At 60.3% G+C, this 18,388-nt stretch carries 21 protein-coding genes; 13 read left to right on the plus strand and 8 right to left on the minus strand.

Annotation, left to right across the window (positions count from 1 at the left end):
- Nucleotides 1-3: 3 nt before the first annotated feature.
- From cynS to C8N42_RS14655, 7 genes are all read right to left on the minus strand, one after another.
- Nucleotides 4-456, minus strand: a complete 453-nt coding sequence (gene cynS / locus C8N42_RS14625) for a cyanase (RefSeq protein WP_107817321.1) — start codon at nucleotides 454-456, stop codon at nucleotides 4-6.
- A 45-nt stretch (nucleotides 457-501) separates the two neighbouring features.
- A complete protein-coding gene (locus C8N42_RS14630) occupies nucleotides 502-1,359 on the minus strand; it encodes a sulfurtransferase (RefSeq protein WP_107817322.1) in 858 nt (285 codons plus the stop codon).
- A gap of 118 nt (nucleotides 1,360-1,477) precedes the next feature.
- On the minus strand, nucleotides 1,478-2,587 hold the full coding sequence (locus tag C8N42_RS14635) for an acyl-CoA dehydrogenase family protein (RefSeq protein WP_107817323.1): 1,110 nt from the start codon (nucleotides 2,585-2,587) through the stop codon (nucleotides 1,478-1,480).
- 79 nt (nucleotides 2,588-2,666) lie between these two features.
- Nucleotides 2,667-3,224: an OsmC family protein gene (locus C8N42_RS14640; protein WP_107817324.1), complete on the minus strand. Its 558-nt coding sequence runs from the start codon at nucleotides 3,222-3,224 to the stop codon at nucleotides 2,667-2,669.
- A gap of 51 nt (nucleotides 3,225-3,275) precedes the next feature.
- A complete protein-coding gene (locus C8N42_RS14645; protein ID WP_107817325.1) occupies nucleotides 3,276-4,097 on the minus strand; it encodes an ABC transporter permease in 822 nt (273 codons plus the stop codon).
- Nucleotides 4,094-5,392 carry an ABC transporter substrate-binding protein gene (locus C8N42_RS14650; RefSeq protein WP_107817326.1) on the minus strand — a complete coding sequence of 433 codons (1,299 nt, stop codon included), beginning with the start codon at nucleotides 5,390-5,392 and terminating at the stop codon, nucleotides 4,094-4,096. Before C8N42_RS14650 ends, C8N42_RS14645 begins: the two co-directional genes overlap by 4 nt.
- Nucleotides 5,393-5,430: 38 nt before the next feature.
- A complete protein-coding gene (locus C8N42_RS14655) occupies nucleotides 5,431-6,153 on the minus strand; it encodes an ABC transporter ATP-binding protein (RefSeq protein ID WP_107817369.1) in 723 nt (240 codons plus the stop codon).
- A 551-nt stretch (nucleotides 6,154-6,704) separates the two neighbouring features.
- Here C8N42_RS14655 and C8N42_RS14660 point away from each other — a divergent pair.
- From C8N42_RS14660 to C8N42_RS14670, 4 genes are all read left to right on the plus strand, one after another.
- Complete coding sequence (locus tag C8N42_RS14660; RefSeq protein WP_170109315.1) at nucleotides 6,705-7,334, plus strand: TetR/AcrR family transcriptional regulator; 630 nt, start codon at nucleotides 6,705-6,707, stop codon at nucleotides 7,332-7,334.
- Nucleotides 7,335-7,437: 103 nt separating this feature from the next.
- A complete protein-coding gene (locus tag C8N42_RS21645; protein WP_170109316.1) occupies nucleotides 7,438-7,602 on the plus strand; it encodes a hypothetical protein in 165 nt (54 codons plus the stop codon).
- A 3-nt stretch (nucleotides 7,603-7,605) separates the two neighbouring features.
- Nucleotides 7,606-8,235 (plus strand): ParA family protein, encoded by a 630-nt coding sequence (locus C8N42_RS14665; RefSeq protein WP_107817328.1) that lies wholly within the window; start codon nucleotides 7,606-7,608, stop codon nucleotides 8,233-8,235.
- A gap of 125 nt (nucleotides 8,236-8,360) precedes the next feature.
- Nucleotides 8,361-9,296, plus strand: a complete 936-nt coding sequence (locus C8N42_RS14670; RefSeq protein WP_107817329.1) for a PHP domain-containing protein — start codon at nucleotides 8,361-8,363, stop codon at nucleotides 9,294-9,296.
- Between the two features lie 42 nt (nucleotides 9,297-9,338).
- Here the strand turns inward: C8N42_RS14670 and C8N42_RS14675 are convergent, their stop codons facing one another.
- Nucleotides 9,339-9,734 carry a RidA family protein gene (locus C8N42_RS14675; RefSeq protein ID WP_107817330.1) on the minus strand — a complete coding sequence of 132 codons (396 nt, stop codon included), beginning with the start codon at nucleotides 9,732-9,734 and terminating at the stop codon, nucleotides 9,339-9,341.
- A gap of 255 nt (nucleotides 9,735-9,989) precedes the next feature.
- On the opposite strand from C8N42_RS14675, the gene C8N42_RS14680 reads away from it, so the two are divergent.
- The 9 genes from C8N42_RS14680 to C8N42_RS14720 all read left to right on the plus strand — a co-directional run bounded on the left by C8N42_RS14680 (nucleotide 9,990) and on the right by C8N42_RS14720 (nucleotide 18,366).
- The gene (locus C8N42_RS14680; RefSeq protein WP_107817331.1) at nucleotides 9,990-10,985 is read left to right on the plus strand and encodes an ABC transporter substrate-binding protein; all 996 of its coding nucleotides are present in this window, start codon (nucleotides 9,990-9,992) and stop codon (nucleotides 10,983-10,985) included.
- A 68-nt stretch (nucleotides 10,986-11,053) separates the two neighbouring features.
- Entirely contained in the window at nucleotides 11,054-11,860 is an 807-nt protein-coding gene (locus C8N42_RS14685) for an ABC transporter ATP-binding protein (protein WP_170109317.1), read from the plus strand.
- Nucleotides 11,857-12,711, plus strand: coding sequence for an ABC transporter permease (locus C8N42_RS14690; protein WP_107817333.1), 855 nt, complete (start codon nucleotides 11,857-11,859; stop codon nucleotides 12,709-12,711). Before C8N42_RS14685 ends, C8N42_RS14690 begins: the two co-directional genes overlap by 4 nt.
- A gap of 8 nt (nucleotides 12,712-12,719) precedes the next feature.
- On the plus strand, nucleotides 12,720-14,018 hold the full coding sequence (locus C8N42_RS14695; protein ID WP_107817334.1) for a cytosine deaminase: 1,299 nt from the start codon (nucleotides 12,720-12,722) through the stop codon (nucleotides 14,016-14,018).
- Nucleotides 14,015-15,421 carry an FAD-binding oxidoreductase gene (locus tag C8N42_RS14700; protein WP_107817335.1) on the plus strand — a complete coding sequence of 469 codons (1,407 nt, stop codon included), beginning with the start codon at nucleotides 14,015-14,017 and terminating at the stop codon, nucleotides 15,419-15,421. The genes C8N42_RS14695 and C8N42_RS14700 overlap by 4 nt, the downstream gene beginning before the upstream one ends.
- Nucleotides 15,418-16,005 carry an NAD(P)H-dependent oxidoreductase gene (locus tag C8N42_RS14705; RefSeq protein WP_107817336.1) on the plus strand — a complete coding sequence of 196 codons (588 nt, stop codon included), beginning with the start codon at nucleotides 15,418-15,420 and terminating at the stop codon, nucleotides 16,003-16,005. Before C8N42_RS14700 ends, C8N42_RS14705 begins: the two co-directional genes overlap by 4 nt.
- 28 nt (nucleotides 16,006-16,033) lie before the next feature.
- Entirely contained in the window at nucleotides 16,034-16,654 is a 621-nt protein-coding gene (locus tag C8N42_RS14710) for an NAD(P)H-dependent oxidoreductase (protein WP_107817337.1), read from the plus strand.
- Complete coding sequence (locus C8N42_RS14715) at nucleotides 16,655-17,581, plus strand: isopenicillin N synthase family dioxygenase (protein ID WP_107817338.1); 927 nt, start codon at nucleotides 16,655-16,657, stop codon at nucleotides 17,579-17,581.
- A complete protein-coding gene (locus C8N42_RS14720) occupies nucleotides 17,578-18,366 on the plus strand; it encodes a creatininase family protein (protein WP_107817339.1) in 789 nt (262 codons plus the stop codon). The genes C8N42_RS14715 and C8N42_RS14720 overlap by 4 nt, the downstream gene beginning before the upstream one ends.
- The last annotated feature ends 22 nt before the right edge of the window (nucleotides 18,367-18,388 follow it).

Raw genomic sequence — 18,388 nt, forward strand, 5'->3', positions numbered from 1 at the left:
AGATCAGTACATTTTGTAAGGCAGGAATTTACCGTCGAGCACAATCTTGACGCGGTCGCCTTTCGGGTCCTCGGTGCGGGAGATATCCATGGTGAAGTCGATGGCGGACATGATGCCGTCGCCGAATTCCTCTTCGATCAGCGCTTTCATCGTGGTGCCGTAGACGTTCACCACCTCATAGAGGCGATAGATCAGCGGATCGGTCGGCACGGCGGTCGGCAGCGAACCACGGTAAGGCACGGTCATCAGAAGGGCGACTTCCTCGTCCGAGAAATTGATCCCCATGGCGTTGTCGACCTTGGCGATCTGGTCTTTCGTAAGCGAGATCTGCCCCATCAGCGCGGCGGTAGTCCATTCCTTGGATTGCCCGACCGCCTTGGCGACGTCGGCCCATTTGATGTCGTTGAACACCTTGTGGGCGATGATTTTCTCGGTGAGTTCTGCACGGGTGGTCATCTGTATGTCTCCGTAAGTTCAGATGTTTCATTTGGGTATTTGAGATCAGGCGCCGAAGGGCAGCCCCTCTTCGATGGGAAGCGACATATCGCGCGACCATTCGTTCCAGGAGCCGAAATAGATCGCGACATCCTTGATCCCGGCCTCCTTGAGGGCCAAAAACGTGTTCGAGGCGCGCGCGCCCTTGAAGCAGTAAAGCTTGACCGGCGTGTCGGGCGTGATGCCGACGGTGGCGCATTCGGCGAGGACTTCCTCGCGCGATTTCATCATCTTGCCATGGGCGGATGGTTTCATCATGCGATACCATTCGATCCAGACCGCGCCCGGAATGCGGCCCTTGCGCGGACAGAAATCGACGCCATAGGGCGAGGATGAGGTGCCGATCCATTCGTCGATGTCGCGCACATCGAGGATCACCGCCTCCGGATCGCCGATTGCGGCCTTCATGTCGGCGGCATCCATCATGATCGCGCCTGCGGCCTCAACGATCTCGAAGCCTGCCGGTGTCGGCGTGACGGCAGTGGTCGAAACCGGAAGATCGTCGGCGGTCCATGCGGCGAACCCGCCGTGCAGCACCTTGACCTTCGGGTAACCCAAGAAGGACAACAAGTAGAAGCCACGGCAGGACTGGCCGAAACCTCCGTCCATCGCCGCCTCGTAGATCACGGCGGTTTTCTCGCCGTCGAGACCGGCAGCACCGAATTCGGCGGCGAATTTCTCCTTGAGCGCGGCCATACCGGAGGCGTCCGACGTGGCGAGGAAAGTAAAGATGTCATGCATGTTCACCGCACCGGGGATGTGCCCGGCGGCGAAACTTTCGGGATCGCGCGTGTCGATGATGACCGCGAGATCGGCGTCGGAAAGGGTCTTCAGATCAGTCGGGGTAATGAGCGCAGAGTCCATGCGGCGGCTCCCTGTTGTTGGTTCCGTTTGACGTTGTGTGACCTGTGTTTTGATTATTGGGGGGAGAGACGCGCCCTCCCCCATGGGGAATTTTGTGCGGAAAAATCCAGACGGAAACTCAACCTTCCATCTGGGCGATCAGCATCTTGAGATGCTTGGTCGCGGGGGTCACGATACCGATGAAATAAGCCTCGCGCAGGCGGCGTTGGGCAGCGCCCTGAGTGACGTAACCGCGCGCGCCCATGTGAAGCTGTGCCCAGTGCGCTGCCTCCATCGCCAGTTCACCACCGCGCAGACGCGCCCTGAGCACGCGCAGGTAGAAAGCGTCGGACAGATCGTAAGGCGTCTTGCAAAGCTCCAGTACCTCGGCGACGAGCGCGTCATAGTCTGCGCGCAGATCGGAGGCCTGTTTGTCGAGATACCGGTTCACATGGCCAAGCGGCGCTTCGACCTGTTCAATCAGTTCGATGCAATTCTTGATGATCCCCGCCGCCATACCGCATTGCAGGATGGTGAAACCGGGGCGGATGCGTTTGACGAACTCCATCGCCGGGTCGCCGAGAATGTACTCATCGGGCACGAAGACATCGCGGCATTGCACGTTGCAGGTGGCGGTTCCGCCCATGGCGACGAAATCGTGGTCGAGCTTGAGCTTGATCCCCTCCCATCCGGCATGGAAGATCGCCATGACGCGTTTCGGGCTCTCTTCGCCCTCGACATCCACATGGAACATCGTGCCGAAATAGCCGTCCTCAACGAGGTTGGAGACCCAAGGCAACAGGCCCTTGACCTTGTAGCCGCCTTCGACGCGCTCGCCTTTGAGCCGCATCTTCTCGATCTCGCCCATGGCCTTCATCGGGTTGGACATGCCGGTGCCGCCAAGAGCCTCGCCCTTGATCACCTTCGGCAGGATCTCGGTTTTCAGAAAATCGTTGTCGGACGAGGAAATATACCAGGCCAGAGTGTCCTGACACCAGACACAGAACCCGGTCGAGAGGCATTCTTCCGAGGCACGCGCCATGGACAGGATGGCCGAAGTCAGATCGACTTCGCCCTCGATCCCACCCACATGGGTGCCGTAAGCGCCGGCCTTGCCATATGCGCGCATGATGTCTTCGGCGTAGATCCGTTCGTCGTCGATCTTTTGGACGATGCTTGCGAGATCTTCGCGGGAAATACGGTCGATCTCGTCGAAATCGTAAGCCGTGAGGGAGGTGGCGACGTTCATCTCATCTCTCCAGAGGTTGGGTTTCGAAAAAGCGGGGGCCGTCCTATGCGCGTCTCTCGGACGGCCCCCGGAAAGGGTGTCAGACGCGCTCGGCGACCATGTTCACCGGACGCGAGAAGGTGTTGAACACCGGCGACCATTGCGTGACATGGGTGATCAGGGCGTCGATTTCCTCTTGCGGGCAATCGGCTTCCATATCGACCTTGATGCGCACATCGGTGAAGCCCACCGGCTTCTCGGACACGTCGCCCGTGCCCCAGACGGCGGTGATGTTCAGATCGCCTTCGAGTTCGAGCTCAAGCTTCTTGATCTTGATGCCGCGTGCGATGGCGTTGGCGTGCAGACCGACGGCGACACAGGAGCCGAGTGCGGCCAGAGAGGCCTCCGACGGGTTCGGCGCGGTGTCGTCGCCCAGAAGCCCCGGCGGCTCGTCCACGATGTAGGGGGCGAGATCGCGGATGTAGTTGGCGTGACGGAAACGCCCTTCCGCGACGGTTTTGCATTTCAGCGTCTTGATCGCCTTCGGGTTGGCCTTGCCGGACGCGATCAGCGCCTCAAGCCCCTCTTTCGAGATCGGGTCCAGCCCGTCGACATCCGGCGCAAGACAGCCGGTGAGAGCGGTTACGGGTTCAGACATGGGAATTCCTCCGTTGCGTCTGGTGGGTTAAAAGTCAGGGAGCGCAGGGCTTCAGTGCCCGTCTGAGCGCACCCAGTTGAATTTCCTGATGAGCTGGCCCGCGAGGGCATCGAGGGCGAAACCGATCACCCCGATCACCACCACCGTGGCGGCCAGCCGGTCGTATTCGAGCGTATCGCGCGCATCGTTGATCGCGTAACCGAGCCCAGAGGTGACGCCGAGATATTCGGCGGGCACCAAAACCACCCAGGCGACACCCAGCGCGAGGCGAATGCCCGAGAGGATATCCACGGCGATGGCCGGAAGGATCACCGAGAACAGCATATGCAGTGGGTTGGCACCCAGATTTCGCGCCACCTTGAGCCACGCGGGATCAATCCGGCGCACACCGCCGGCGGTGGAGAACAGGATCGGCCAGACCGCGGCCATACCGATCAGGAAAATGATCGCCCCGTCCCATGTGGAAAACGCCATGACTGCAATCGGCATCCACGAGAGCGGCGAAATCATCCGCAGGAACTGGAAGGGCACGTTGGCGACCTCGTTGAGGCGCTTCATCCGCCCGATCATGATCCCCACCGGCACACCAATGACGATGGCGTAAAAGAGGCCCAGCCCCACCCGCATCAGCGACGGCCCGGACATCTCCACAACCTCGCCGTCCATGAGCATCTCCCAGAGCCGCGACAGCGTCGGTGCCGGAGCGAAATCCGCGAAGGCGAAAAGATCGTCGCTGTTTTGAACGATCCATCCGCCGAGCCACCACAGCACCAGCAGTATGCCAATGCCGAGTATCCCGTTCGCAAGGCCGCGGAAGCGGCCCAGCTTCGGCAGGGAGAAACCTGTCGCAGGAAGCTGGGTCACGTCGCTCATAGCTTGAAGATCTCCTCACGGGTGTAAGGATCGCCACCGGTGGCGACCGAGGGATCGTTCTTCCACTCCGGGTATTTCTCAAGCGCGGCTTTGACGTAATCGTAGTTGACCAGATCGTCGGCCACGAATTGCGGATCGAGCCCTTCAAGGAAGGTGGTCTCCCCGGACACGACCGTCTCGTTCATCGCCTCGACGATGAGCTTGGTTGCCGACGGGTACGGCCAGGGCTGGAAGTCGATCCGGCCGTTGTGGAACTCGGCCTGATGCTTGATCGCGCCCGAGGCGATGTAATCGTGGTTGTTCTCGTAAAGCGTCATGGCGCGTTTCACCACGGGCGCAGGTGCCGGCAGATACCCTGCCCCGTCTTTCGACAGCAACTCCGCCACTTCCTCTTTGTTCTGAGAGGCATAGATCGAGGCGCGCACCACGGCGTTCATCACGCCCTGGGTCCATTCCGGCTTCGCGGTCGTCGCCTCTTCATGCATACAGACAACGCAGCACGGGTGGTTTTTCCAGATGTCGCCGGTAAAGCGCAGCATCCGCGCGCCTGCTTTCAACTCGCCCAAGGCGTTGAACGGCTCGGCCACGATGTAAGCGTCGATCTTCTTGGCGGCGAGCGCGGGCGGCATTTCGGGCGGCGGCAGGACCTGAAGGTTGCATTCATCGGCTGCGATCGGCTCGCCCTGCGGCTTGATCACGGCTTTGATGCCGTTGGCGCGGAGCGCGTATTGCAGCACGATGTTGTGCATCGAATACCAGAACGGCACAGCGACCTGTTTGCCGCCAAGACCAGCGAAATCTTCGATGTCCGTGTGCTTGCCGACCACCAGAGCGGAGCCGTTGGTGTGCGCCCAGGACATGATTTTGACCGGGAAATTGTTGTTGTAGCGCATCCAGACCGGGATCGGTTTGAGGAAGTGCACGAGGTTGAACTTGCCGGAGGCAAAGCCCTCGATCAGCGGCGACCAGCCCCGGATCAGGGTCGGCTGTTCGGCCTTAATGCCCTCCTCCTCGAAATAGCCCTTGGCGTGCGCCAGCAGAAGCGGCGTGGCGTCGGTGATCGGCAGGTAGCCGATGCGCAAAACGTCGTCGTCCTGCGCCTGCGCCATACGCGGCAACATCGCGGGCATGCCGCCCAAAAGGGCCGCCAAACCGCCCTTTGCGAGCAGGTCGAGCGCCGAGCGACGGCCCGGATCGAACTCGGTGTTGCCGCCACAGCAAGCGCCATGAAGGTCATTGTGGAGGTCGTGGTGATGATGGCCGTGGCCGCAAGTTTTCTTGTGGTCGTCAGTCATGTCAGGTCCCTGTTGGTGTTCGGTTGGTCTTGTTCGGATTATTCGGAAAGGCGGGTGAAATCGTTCTCGACAGGTGCGTCTCCCATCTCGGCGACCTCGGCGTAAATGCTCATGAGGCGGGCGTGTTCGCGGCCAAAGGCATCGGAGCCGCCGCCGCGTTCCTCTTCGGACAGCTCGATCTGCGTGTCTTCGGCGATGCGGCCCGGATTGGCCTTGAGCACCAGCACCCGATCCGCCATGCGCACCGCCTCACCCACGTCATGGGTCACGATCACGAGCGTCAGGCCAAGGTCCTTGGCGATCTTGCGCACGTCCTGCTGAAGCGAGCGGCGGGTGAAGGCATCAAGCGCAGAGAAGGGCTCGTCGAGCAAAAGCATCTCCGGGCGCGGCGCCAGAGAGCGGGCCAAGGCGACACGCTGTTGCTGACCGCCGGACAATTCCTGCGCGTTGCGATCCGCAAAGGCGCCCAGATCGACAAGGTCAAGGACCTCCGGCACGCGTTTGGCGATCTCGTAGCTGCGACGGGTGAACTTAAGGCCAAGCCCTGCGTTCTGCGCCACGGTCATCCATGGGTAAAGCGACGGCGCCTGAAACATCATCACCCATTTCGGGGAAGGATGTTCAACCACATTGCCATTGATCACCACCTGCCCCTCGGACGGATGCGTGAGGCCCGCGAGCATGTGCAACAAGGTAGATTTACCACAGCCGGAGCGGCCAAGAAGGGCCACGACCTCACCCTGATGAATTTCGAAATCCATGTCCTCAAGCACATGACCATCAGCCCTGCGATAGCTGTGGCTCAGCCCTTTGACCGCCACATGCGCACCGATAATAACACGCGGGTGCGCCGGCTCCTGCGCCTGTCCATCGGACGGCTGGGAAGGGGTCTGATCTTTCGGACGGCTGGGAAGGGGTCTGATCTTTCATTTTGGTCACGGCCATCTCTTCTCACTCCGGGCTGTTTGCACAAACTGCACAAACCGTTCTGTCTTATCGAGATGCAAAGATGAGCCAGCCGTCAACACCCGAATGTCGGAAAAGGTGACTCTTATTTTCCTGCTCAAATATTCAGCAAAAATTGAGGTAGACTGCTCGCATCTGGGCAATATTGATCGAATGTCGCCCTCAAAACCCGCTCAAAACCCCCGCACCTGCAAGATTGTCGCACCTGAGAATCCCACCCGCAACAATAGACAGAGCTGTCTTGTTTTTTTGCGATATATATGAGAGGGAGATTTAAGACATGTGCCGGAGGGCGATTCCCCCATCCGGCGCGCACATATTGCGTTCAGATTGCCGGAGACCCGAGATGGAAGACAGCCCACAGGACTTCTGCTCCCTGCAAACTTCCGATTGGAGCTTTGCCGCGATGGAGCCGAAAACCGCGCGCGACAAAATCATGACAGCGGCCTCGCATCTGTTTTGCAACCATGGCTTCGCCGCCACCGGGATCGACACGATCCTGACCCGCGCCGGGACCGCAAAAGCGACGCTTTATCATCATTTCAAATCGAAAGAGGATTTGATCGCCGCCGTGCTGGAAGCCGAGGGCAACACATGGCGCAACTGGTTCTTTGGCCGCCTCGCCGCCGTCGAGGGCCCGGCACGCACCCGGATGCTGGCGGTGTTCGATGTGCTCGAAGACTGGTTCTCAGATCCGGGCTTTTACGGCTGCCCGTTCATCAATGCGGTGGCGGAATTCGACACGGGCAATGATGCGGTGCGCAAAGCCGCCGAAAAACACAAGGAACACATCCTGACATGGCTCAAGGCGCAGGCGATCGAGCTTAAAGTGCCCGATGTGACCGAAACCGCGCGCTCTTTCGCCGTGTTGCTCGATGGCGCCATCGTCGCCGCCCAGCACACCCGCGATCCGAGCTTTGCACGCACCGCCAAACACATGGCCGAACATCATCTGGATGCCGTCCAAAAGGCGTAAGCCCCTTGGAAATTTCCGAAACCTGCCTTGACCCCCCCCCTGCCTGTATATACACCGTATAGGCAGACAATGACGATGGCCATGGCGTGGCCAAGGGGTAGGCATGGCGCCGAAAAATAAAAAAGACAGCTCGCTGATCATCCGCCTGCCCAAGGAGGACCGCGACGCCTTTGTGGCGCTTTGCGAAGAGATGGACACCTCCGCCTCCCGCGAGCTGCGCGACCATATCCGCAAGTTTTTGAAGAAGAATTCCAAGAAAGGATCGTAAGCCGTGAAGACACTTCTCGTTGCCAACAGCAAGGGTGGATCCGGCAAGACGATGACAGCCATCACACTTGCCGCGGCTCTGCGTGCGAACGGCAAACGGGTCGCCATCGCCGATGCCGACCCGCAGCAATCCGCGCGGATGTGGGGCAAACGGCGCTCGGCCTATGCCGCGCATATTCCGGTGTTGAACTGGTCCGGGGAGGCGCGCCCTTCGGTGCCGGGAAAGACCGACTGGCTGGTGATCGACAGCGGTGCGGGACTTGAAAGCACAGCGGCGAAAGCGCTTTTGAAGGACGCCGATGTGATGATTACCCCGGTCATGGCCTCGATGTTCGATGAGTTGGCCATCAAGGCCTTCCTCAAATCCCTGCGCGATCTGAAACGCATCCGCAAGGACAAGGTCGACATCATGCCCATCGGTTCACGCATCGACCCGCGGCGCAAGGACGCGCGGCTGCTCAAGGAGTTTCTCGAAGCCAACGGGCAGGAGCTTGTGACAATGATTTCCGAACGCGCCGCCTATATCGACCTCGCCCGCGAAGGTCTGTCGATTTTCGACCAGTCGCAAGCGAAATACACCCCCATGAAGGCACAGTGGCAACCGGTACTCAAACGCATAGGCGTCAAACTCTGACGCGCGCCCTGCCTCTATGATTTCTTGGGCTGGCTCTAAAAAACGGACCTGACAGGCGCTCGGCAATCTGTCACGGATAGGTCACATCGGGGCTCTAAAGAGAACCCTAGACTTTGGAGCCTGCCATGATCCCCACCGCCTTCACCGCCCCCGGCCGTTTCTGGCGCGGCAACCTGCACACCCATTCGGCCCTCTCCGATGGCTGTCTTGAGCCCGCCGAAGTCTGCCGCCGCTACAAGGCGGAGGGCTATGACTTCATCGCCCTGACCGATCATTTCATCGGTATGTATGGTTACCCGCTGGCCGACACGCTGCCGTTTCGCGAGGAAGGCTTCACCACGCTTCTGGGGGCCGAACTGCATTCCGGGGCGATGGAGAATGGCGAGCTGTGGCATATTCTGGCGGTCGGTCTGCCCGCCGATTTCGCCCCATCTAATTCTCCGGGCTTCCTGCCCGTCGAGGATCAGGAAAGCGGGCCGGAGATTGCCCGGCGTGCGCGTGAGGCCGGAGCGTTTGTTGCCGTCGCCCACCCGCAATGGTCGGGGATGAGCCTTGCGGATGCCCGCTCCCTCGACGCCGCTCATGCGGTGGAGATTTACAACCATGGCTGCGCCATGGGCTGTGACCGTGCGGACGGGGCGTTCTATGCCGATCTTCTGCTCTCCGAAGGGCGCGATCTGACGCTGATCGCCACAGATGATGCGCATTTCACCGAACCCGATCATTTCGGCGGCTGGGTCATGGTCAAATCCAAAGAACTGACGCCTGACGCCCTGCTCGACGCCCTCAAGCGTGGCGATTTCTACAGTTCGCAAGGGCCAGAACTGCGCCATGTCGAGGCCACGGCAGGCCGTGTTGTGGTGGATTGCAGCGCCGTCTCCTCGGTCATCGTGCAGGGTCATGGCACGGCGGCGACGGCCATTCATGGCCAAAGCCTGACCCGTACCGAAGTGCCCCTGCCCCGGCTGTACAACAGCCCCTGGCTGCGCGTCACGGTGATCGACCGATCCGGCAAACGGGCATGGTCCAATCCGATCCCGAACCCCGGTTTCGTCGGCTGACCCCGAAATAGCGCTGAAAAAACAGGCAACTTGCGTTCTGCGTCAGACCGGAGCGACGGCGGTCACCTCGACCTCGACCCTGAATTCTTCACGGGTAAATCCGGTGACGATGATCAGGGTCGAAGCGGGTTTGACCGTCACTTCGGCGAGCCAGGCATCCCGCACCGCCATATAGATCGGAAAATCCTCGCGTTGCGTCACGAAAGCGCTGATGCGGATCACGTCGTCACGCCCCGCGCCCGCCTCGGCGAGAATGGCGTCGATATTGGCGAAACACTGTTCTGCCTGTGCTTTAACGCCTTCCGGACAACTACCGTCAGGGGCGAGTCCCAACTGCCCCGAGGTCACGATGACCCGCCCCCCGGACGGCCCCATGACGCCGTGATTATAGGCCCCGAAAGGAGCGGCGATAGCGGCGGGGGTCAGGGGGGTCTTCATGATCTGGGGCCTTTGGTTCGAGATTCGTTTGTCGCCCTTTCCTCATGCCATTTTGCGACGGGAACGGTCCTCATTGTGTACAATGTCGCATCCGATTTTGCTGCTATGCGCATGAATATTGACCACACAGCCAGATTTCTGCCCCCAAATTGGGCATTTGGAGATTGTATGCAATTTCCCGCAACTCCCCCCTGTGCCTCCCCCCCGATGGTTTCGCTAACGTGGTCTGCGGAATTTCACCCACGGAGAATTTACATGACCATGACACGCGTTCTCGCGGGGCTTGCCCTTGCCGCGACCACTTCCACCGCAGCCTTCGCTGCGGACCTCACGCCGGTGTCCTTCGGCACCAACTGGCTGGCTCAGGCCGAGCACGGCGGTTACTATCAGGCCGTCGCCGACGGCACCTATGCCGCCTGCGGACTCGACGTGACGATCCAGCCGGGCGGCCCGCAGGTCAACAACCGCGCGCTGATGATGGCCGACAAGATCCAGTTCCACATGGGCGGTGATCTTCTTCAGGCATTCAACGCCGCCAAGGAAGGCATCCCGGTCGTCGCCGTGGCTGCCACCTTCCAGAAGCACCCGCAGGTGATCATCGCGCATCCGGGCAAGGCGAAGACCTTTGAGGATCTGAAAAACCTGACGCTGCTGATTGGCGACAACGGCTTTGCCTCCTACTATCAGTGGATGATCGCGGCCTATGGTTTCACCGCCGAGCAGCGTCAGCCCTACACGTTCAACCCGGCGCCCTTCCTCGCCGATGAGAACATGGCGATGCAGGGTTACCTGTCCTCCGAGCCCTATGTGATCGAGAAAGAGGGCGGCTTCACCCCCGACGTCTTCCTGATCGCCGATGCAGGCTATTCGACCTACGCCACCACGATCGAAACCATGCAGAAGACGATCGACGAAACCCCTGAGGCAGTAAAATGTTTCGTCGATGGCTCTGCGATCGGCTGGTACAACTACCTCTATAACGACAACTCGGCGGCGAACGAGATGATCATGGCGGATAACCCCGACATGACGCAGGACAAGATCGACTTCGCCATCGAGAAGATGAAATCCGAGGGTATCGTCGACAGCGGCGACGCGCTTGAGCTTGGCATCGGCGCGATGACCGACGAGAAAATCAAGGACTTCTACGACAAGATGGTCGACGCCGGTGTCATCGAAGCGGGGCTGGATTATTCCTCCGCCTATACGCTCGAATTCACCAACCAGAAAGTCGGCATGGACCTGAAATAAGGTCCACCGGACACGACACGCGGGGGCGGCATTTTCCGGCCCCGCCGATCAGGACGCGAAAGACGCACATGACCCCTCCCACCTCCATCCCTCCCATGGGCCAGCGCGCAAAGCTTTTGGACATGTCCAACGTGGACAAGGTTTTCAACGGCAATGTCGTGGCGCTCAAGGATATGAACCTGACCGTCAACCAAGGCGACTTCATTTCGCTTCTGGGCCCTTCCGGCTGTGGCAAATCCACGGCGCTGCGGTTGATTTCCGGGCTGATGCGCCCGACCTCCGGCCATATCACCTGGGATGGCGGGATGAAGAGCGGCGATCTGGGCGTGGTGTTTCAGGAACCCACCCTGATGCCATGGGCGACGGTGGAACAGAACGTCTGGCTGCCCTTCCGGCTACGCGGTAAATCTCTGGTGCAGGTGCAGGACGAGATCATGTGGGCACTCAATATGGTTGGCCTGGAGAAATTCCAGAAAAGCTACCCGCGCGAGCTTTCCGGCGGAATGAAAATGCGGGTGTCGATTGCCCGCGCGCTGGTGACCGAACCGCGGCTGATCCTGATGGACGAACCTTTCGCCGCGCTCGACGAGATCACCCGTCACAAGCTGAACAACGACCTTCTGGAGTTGCGCGAAAAGCTCAAATGCACGGTGATTTTCGTGACCCATTCGGTGTTCGAGAGCGTATTCCTGTCGGATCGCATCGTCGTCATGGCGGCGCGCCCCGGTCGGGTCTCCTCCGAGGTCACCGTCGATGCGCCCTACCCGCGCACCGAGGAATTCCGCACCTCCGCAGACTATGCGGAGCTGTGCCGCAAGGCGTCCGACGCGCTGCATGCGGCAATGAATGAACATGGCGCGAGGGCCTCGGCATGAGCACGACAGATATGAATATGGCCCCCGTGGTCGATGAAGAAGAACTCCGCTACGCCCGCGCGCAAAAACGCGAGAAGGTCGCCAAATGGGTGTTGCCCGTGGTGGTGATCGCTCTGGCGATTTTTCTCTGGGACCGCATCGTGGTGTGGAACAACATCCCGCACTATATTCTTCCGGGGCCGGGCGTGGTTCTTGAAACCCTGATCAAGGACTGGGGGATGCTGTCCTCGGCCCTCATGGTGACGCTCAAGATCACTTTGGCCGCTTTGGCCGTCGCAGTGATCGGCGGCGTGGGGCTTGCGATCCTCTTCACCCAGTCGCGCTATTTCGAGATGTCGTTCTACCCTTTTGCGGTGATCCTTCAGGTGACGCCGGTCGTGTCCATCGCGCCGCTGATCTTCATCTATGTGGACAACCGGCTGGCCGCACTTCTCTTGTGCGCCTGGATCGTGGCCTTCTTCCCGATCCTGTCGAACACCACGCTGGGCCTCAATTCGACCGATCACAACCTGCGCGATCTCTATAAAATCTACGGCGCCACGCGCTGGCAGCGGCTGCGTTACCTGCAACTGCCCACCGCTCTGCCCTATTTCCTCGGCGGTCTGCGCATCGCCGGTGGTCTGTCGCTGATCGGGGCCGTGGTCGCGGAATATGTCGCGGGCACTGGCGGCATCGGATCGGGGCTCGCTTTCCGCATCCTTGAAGCTGGATATCGTCTCAACATTCCGCGCATGTTCGCGGCGCTTCTTCTGATCGCGGCCACAGGTGTCGTGATCTTCACCGCAGCCTCTCTGCTATCCCATGCATTGCTGCACAAATGGCACGAAAGTGCGATCAAACGGGAGTCATAAGGACCTATATGAGCTTTTGCGTTCTGCCCAGCGGCGCGAAGACACTTTTAAATGTCACGGTTCCGGCCAGCCTACTCGGTCAACCCGGCGACCTCATCACCACCGATCTGACGATCAAAGACGGCAAGATTGTAAAAACGGACGCTGGGCAACCGGCCGAAACTACAATCGACATCCCGCATATCGACATGAAGGGCGCCATGGTCTTCCCGGCCTTCGTCGATATGCACACGCATCTCGACAAGGGCCACACATGGCCCCGCGCCGCAAACCCCGATGGCTCTTTCATGGGGGCTTTGGAGACCGTGCGCGCGGATCACGCGAACTGGACGGCGACGGATGTTGAAGCGCGGATGGATTTCGCCCTGCGCTGCGCCTATGCGCATGGGACGAAAGCGATCCGCACCCATATCGACAGCCTCGACGATCTCGCCTCGTCCTCCTTTGGCGTGGTCAAACGGATGCAGGAGAAATGGGCGGGCAAGATTGATCTGCAAGCCTCCTGTCTCGTCGCCATCGACAAGATTTTCAAGGATCAGGGCGACTTTCCGGCGATTGCCAGAATCGTCGCGGATGCCGGTCAAATCCTCGGTTCTGTCACCTATCCGGTGCCCGATCTGAAAGAGCGGCTATTGGATTTCTTCCACTATGCGATGCTCTACGATCTCGACGTCGATTTCCATGTGGATGAGACGGACGACCCAACCTCCGACACGCTGCGCACCATCGCGGAGACCGTTCTAGAGCTTCGCTTCAAGAACACGGTAACGGTCGGCCATTGCTGTTCCATATCGGTCATGCCGGAAGAGACCGCCGACGAGATCATCGCGCTGGTCGCAAAGGCCGGTCTCAACGTCGTCTCACTGCCGATGTGCAACATGTATCTGCAAGACCGCTACAAAGGCCGCACGCCGCGCTGGCGCGGTGTGACCATGGCACATGAGCTGAACGCGGCGGGCGTCAATGTCTCCTTCGCCTCTGACAACACCCGCGATCCGTTCTATGCCTATGGCGATCTCGACATGATCGAGGTCATGCGCGAGGCGACGCGGATTTGCCATCTCGACCACACCGATCAGCCCTGGGTGCAGGCGTTTCTCGCCAACCCGGCCAGGGCCTGTGGGTTCGACACACCGACTTTGACCGCAGGCGCTCCCGCCGATCTGGTCATCTGCAACGCACGCGGCTGGACCGAGCTTTTCGCCCGACCGCAATCCGACAGGGTGGTGCTGAGGGACGGAGATCCCATTGACCGTACCCTGCCCTCCTACTCTGAGCTTGATGAAATCGTGAGTGTGAAATCATGAAACCGAATGTCGCAGCCGCAATGGCCGAACTCTCCCATCTGGAGATTGACGAAAACCCCGCCACCATCCGCAACAAATCGCGGGACTTCTTCTGGTACTCCCCGGTCCTGAAGGCCGAAATGGATCATCTCGAAGCCGATTTCGTGGTCAATCCCAAGACCGAGGAAGAAGTGATCGAAGTCCTCAAGACCTGTTACAAACATGACGTGCCCGTCACCTGTCGCGGGGGCGGCACGGGCAATTACGGTCAGGCCATGCCACTTGCCGGTGGCTGTGTCATGCACCTGACCGGCATGAACAAGATCAAGGAAATCGGCGCGGGCTATGTCGTGGCCGAGCCGGGGATCATCATCAAGGAACTGGACGAAGAGCTGAAAAAAGCCTCCGGTCAGGAAATGCGCATGATCCCCTCGACGGCCTCGCAGGCCTCTCTGGGCGGCTTCATCGCGGGCGGCTCCGGCGGGGTCGGCTCCGCGAACTGGGGCGCGCTGCGCGATCTGGGCAATATCGACCGTCTGCGCGTCATCACCATGGAGGCCGAACCACGCGCGCTTGAGTTCACCGGCGAGGAACTGCACCGCGTCTCCCACGCCTATGGCACCAACGGCATCATCACCGAAATCGAAATGCCGCTCGCACCCGCCTATGAGTGGGTCGATATGTTCGTGCGTTTTGACAGCTTCCGCACCGCAACCGAATTCGCCGGACAACTGGCCGCCGAACCGGGCATCCTGATCAAGCTCGCCTCGGTCTACGCCGCGCCCATCGCGCATAAATATTTCCAGCGCGTGAAGGCCCATGTGACCGAGAACGATCACCTTTGCGGCGTCATGGTCGCACCGCAGTCCATGGCGGGTTTCCAGACCCTTTTGAGCCGTTATGAAGGTGGCGAGGTCATTTACCGGTCCGACGATGTAAAATGGGATCGCCATCCCGGCCCGGTCTTCGAATATGGCTGGAACCACACCACGCTGCGCGCGCTCAAGTTCGAGAAGGACCTGACCTATCTCCAAGTCCGCTATGGCGATGACATCGAGAAGATCATGAAAGCCTATGAGACGTTCAAGGACGATCTCTACATGCACCTCGAAGTGATGCGCGAGGGCGCGGGGCTGTCTTTCGCGGGCCTGCCGATCGTCTTCCCAAAAGACAAGGCGCAGCTCGACGATCTGATCGCCAAACACGAGGCGATGGGCTGCATGATCTTCAACCCGCACCGCTACACTTTGGAAGAAGGCGGGCGGCAATCGACCGACCAGCGTCAGCTCGACTTCAAACGCGAGGCGGACCCGAAAGGCCTGTTGAACCCCGGCAAGATGATCGCTTGGGACGAACCGGATTTCGATTACGCGGATATGTATTCCTACGCAAAGATCACGCCGAAACCGGAGGCCGCCGAATGAGCAAAGGCCGCGTCCTTGTCCTCTACGCCCACCCCTGCCCCGAAAGCTTCAATGCGGCGGTGCATGAGGTGGTCGTGGAGACGCTCAGGAAATCCGGCTGGGAGGTCGACGATTGCGATCTGAACGCCGAAGGCTTCCAGCCGGTCCTCACCACCGAGGGCCGCCGGGGCTATCACGACGAGCCGGAAAACATTGAACCGGTGCGCGACTATGTCGAGCGGCTTCAGGCCGCCGATGCGCTCGTCATGGTCTTCCCGGTGTGGAACTTTGGCTATCCGGCGATCCTCAAGGGCTTTCTCGACCGGATTTTCCTTCCGGGCGTCAGCTTCAAACTGGTGGACGGCAAGGTCCGACCGGGTCTTACCAACATCAAGAAGCTCTACGCCTGCACCACCTATGGCGGCACACGCTGGCGCGCGATGATGAACGCCGATCCGCCGCGCAAATGCGTCACGCGGGCGGTCTGGTACGCCTGCGGCATGCCGAAGAAGAAATACATCGCGTGTTACGACATGAACCGCAACGAGGCTCCGAAGCTCAAGGCGCATCTTGAAAAGGTGCGGCGCGAGATGGAGGCGATGTGATGGCGCATCTTCTCATGTGGAGGCGCGCATGAAACGCGCCCTCGTCCTCTACTGCCACCCGCGCGAGACGTCCTTCAACCACGGGATCAAAGACCTCGTAATCGAACGCCTTGAGAAGGCCGGCGTCGAATATCGCCTGCGCGATCTCTATGCCGAAGGGTTCGACCCGGTCCTCTCCGCGCACGAACACGAAATCTATGAGAACGTCCCGGAAAATCGCGTTATGGTGGATCGCGACTGCGCCGATCTGGAGTGGTGCGACAGCCTGATCTTCGTCTATCCGACCTGGTGGTACGGCTTGCCCGCGATGCTCAAGGGCTGGCTCGACCGCACCATGGTCGCGGGCGTGGCCTTCATCATGCCGCAACAAGACGGTGATGACATCAAACCGGGTCTCACCCATATCACCAAGCTGGGCGTCTTCACCACTTGCGGCGCGTCGCGCTGGCTCACGCTTTTCGTCGGCGCTCCGGGTAAACGCACTCTGATGCGCGGGCTGCGGGTGATCCTTGCCAAGCGCTGCAAAACCGCCTTTGCCGCGCATTTTCTGATGGACAGTTCAACGCCCGAGAGCCGCGCTAAACACCTCGCACGCGTGCAGAAACGGCTCGACCGGCTGATTGCGGTCCCAACGCCCAAGGAGGGTTGAATGGACATTCCCGTACTTGACTGGCAACGCTTTGCCTCCGGTTCCGATGTCGAGGGCTTCGTCAAGGATCTCGGCACGGCCTGCCGCGACACCGGTTTCTTCCTCGTGAAAGGCCACGGCATTCCCGAGGACCTGATTGCAGATGTTTTTGCCAAAGGAGATGAATTCTTTGCCCTTCCCATGGCAGAAAAGACGAAGATCGACATCCGCAACAACCCGCACAACCGCGGCTGGGCCTGTCAGGGTTCCGAGGCATTGGACGAAAATTCCGGACTGATGGATCGCAAGGAGGCTTTCAACGTCGGTTTCGACCTGCCGCCCGACGATCCGCGCGTGTTGGCGGGCGAGCCGTTTCGCGGCGTCAATGTCTGGCCCGAGGTGGATGGCTTCCGCGAAACCATGTTGGCCTATTACGACGCGGTTCTGGCGCTCGCGGTCGGGCTGCATCAGGCGTTTGAAATGGATCTGAACCTGCCGGAGGGGTATTTCCCGCCGCATTTCACCGAGCCCATGGCGACGCTGCGCGTGCTCTCCTACCCGGCGGCGCCGGACGGAGAAGGCATCGGCGCGGGGGCGCATACCGATTATGGCTCCGTCACCATGCTGATGACCGACGGGGTTGGTGGGTTGCAGGTCAAACCACGCGGGGGCGACTGGACCTCTGTCCCGCATGTGCCCGGCTCTTATGTCGTCAACATAGGCGATTGCCTGATGCGCTGGTCGAACGACATCTATGTCTCGACCCCGCACCGGGTTCTGCCACCCAAAACCGCCCGGCGCTCCATCGCCTTTTTCCTCGACCCGAACCCCGACAGCGTGATCGCCGCCCTGCCCGGCACGGGGGAAGCGAAATACCCCGCCGTCACCGGCGCGGATTACCTGCGGTCGCGGCTGGACGCGACCTATACCCCAAAGGACATCAAATGAGACGCTTTGACTGGGCCGAGTACCGCACCACGGAATTCGCCGATTTCAATCCCGAGAAAACCATCGTCATCCTGCCCACCGCCGCCGTGGAACAGCACGGGCCGCATCTGCCTGTCGGCGTGGACACTTACATCAACGAAGGCATGCTGGCCCAGCTCCGCGCCACCTGCCCCGACGATCTCGATATCCTCATCCTGCCGGTACAGGCGGTCGGAAAATCGAACGAGCATATCCACGCCAATGGCACGCTGACCTATACGGCGAAAACCGCGCTCGACGCTTGGACCGAGATCGGGCTGTCGGTGGCGCGCGCGGGTCTCAAGAAAATGGTGATCGTCAATTCCCATGGCGGCAACCTCGACCTGATCTCCATTCTGGGGCGAGAGCTTCGGGTGCAGGCGGGGATGATGGTCGTGAAATGCCAATGGGGCAATTTCGGCAAACCGGAGGGCATGTATAGCGCGCAGGAGAGCACTTACGGCATCCATGGCGGTGACCTTGAGACCTCTCTGATGCTGCATTTCAAACCGCATCTGGTGGATATGACCAAGGCCGAGGATTTCCGCTCCACCGCCGAGACCGCGCCGATTTCGCCCATCGGGCCGGTCAATCTGGCCTGGGTGTCGAAGGATCTGAACCCGAAAGGCACCGTGGGCGAAGCGCATCTGGCGACGGCTGAGAAGGGCAAGGCGACCTGCGAACATCAAGTGGCCGGGTTCATCGAAATGCTCAAGGAATTCCGTGATCTTTCGACCGAAGGCTATGCCCGCACGATCCCGGAGTGAGGAGCCGCGCGAGAAGGCAATA

The organism is Celeribacter persicus (genome assembly GCF_003050785.1).
Lineage (GTDB): Bacteria > Pseudomonadota > Alphaproteobacteria > Rhodobacterales > Rhodobacteraceae > Celeribacter > Celeribacter persicus.

Coding starts and splice junctions, on each gene's coding strand:
- cynS (WP_107817321.1), bottom strand. CDS start 456: ATGACCACCCGTGCAGAACTCACCGAGAAAATCATCGCCCACAAGGTG.
- C8N42_RS14630 (WP_107817322.1), bottom strand. CDS start 1,359: ATGGACTCTGCGCTCATTACCCCGACTGATCTGAAGACCCTTTCCGAC.
- C8N42_RS14635 (WP_107817323.1), bottom strand. CDS start 2,587: ATGAACGTCGCCACCTCCCTCACGGCTTACGATTTCGACGAGATCGAC.
- C8N42_RS14640 (WP_107817324.1), bottom strand. CDS start 3,224: ATGTCTGAACCCGTAACCGCTCTCACCGGCTGTCTTGCGCCGGATGTC.
- C8N42_RS14645 (WP_107817325.1), bottom strand. CDS start 4,097: ATGAGCGACGTGACCCAGCTTCCTGCGACAGGTTTCTCCCTGCCGAAG.
- C8N42_RS14650 (WP_107817326.1), bottom strand. CDS start 5,392: ATGACTGACGACCACAAGAAAACTTGCGGCCACGGCCATCATCACCAC.
- C8N42_RS14655 (WP_107817369.1), bottom strand. CDS start 6,153: ATGGATTTCGAAATTCATCAGGGTGAGGTCGTGGCCCTTCTTGGCCGC.
- C8N42_RS14660 (WP_170109315.1), top strand. CDS start 6,705: ATGGAAGACAGCCCACAGGACTTCTGCTCCCTGCAAACTTCCGATTGG.
- C8N42_RS21645 (WP_170109316.1), top strand. CDS start 7,438: ATGGCGCCGAAAAATAAAAAAGACAGCTCGCTGATCATCCGCCTGCCC.
- C8N42_RS14670 (WP_107817329.1), top strand. CDS start 8,361: ATGATCCCCACCGCCTTCACCGCCCCCGGCCGTTTCTGGCGCGGCAAC.
- C8N42_RS14675 (WP_107817330.1), bottom strand. CDS start 9,734: ATGAAGACCCCCCTGACCCCCGCCGCTATCGCCGCTCCTTTCGGGGCC.
- C8N42_RS14680 (WP_107817331.1), top strand. CDS start 9,990: ATGACCATGACACGCGTTCTCGCGGGGCTTGCCCTTGCCGCGACCACT.
- C8N42_RS14685 (WP_170109317.1), top strand. CDS start 11,054: ATGACCCCTCCCACCTCCATCCCTCCCATGGGCCAGCGCGCAAAGCTT.
- C8N42_RS14690 (WP_107817333.1), top strand. CDS start 11,857: ATGAGCACGACAGATATGAATATGGCCCCCGTGGTCGATGAAGAAGAA.
- C8N42_RS14695 (WP_107817334.1), top strand. CDS start 12,720: ATGAGCTTTTGCGTTCTGCCCAGCGGCGCGAAGACACTTTTAAATGTC.
- C8N42_RS14700 (WP_107817335.1), top strand. CDS start 14,015: ATGAAACCGAATGTCGCAGCCGCAATGGCCGAACTCTCCCATCTGGAG.
- C8N42_RS14705 (WP_107817336.1), top strand. CDS start 15,418: ATGAGCAAAGGCCGCGTCCTTGTCCTCTACGCCCACCCCTGCCCCGAA.
- C8N42_RS14710 (WP_107817337.1), top strand. CDS start 16,034: ATGAAACGCGCCCTCGTCCTCTACTGCCACCCGCGCGAGACGTCCTTC.
- C8N42_RS14715 (WP_107817338.1), top strand. CDS start 16,655: ATGGACATTCCCGTACTTGACTGGCAACGCTTTGCCTCCGGTTCCGAT.
- C8N42_RS14720 (WP_107817339.1), top strand. CDS start 17,578: ATGAGACGCTTTGACTGGGCCGAGTACCGCACCACGGAATTCGCCGAT.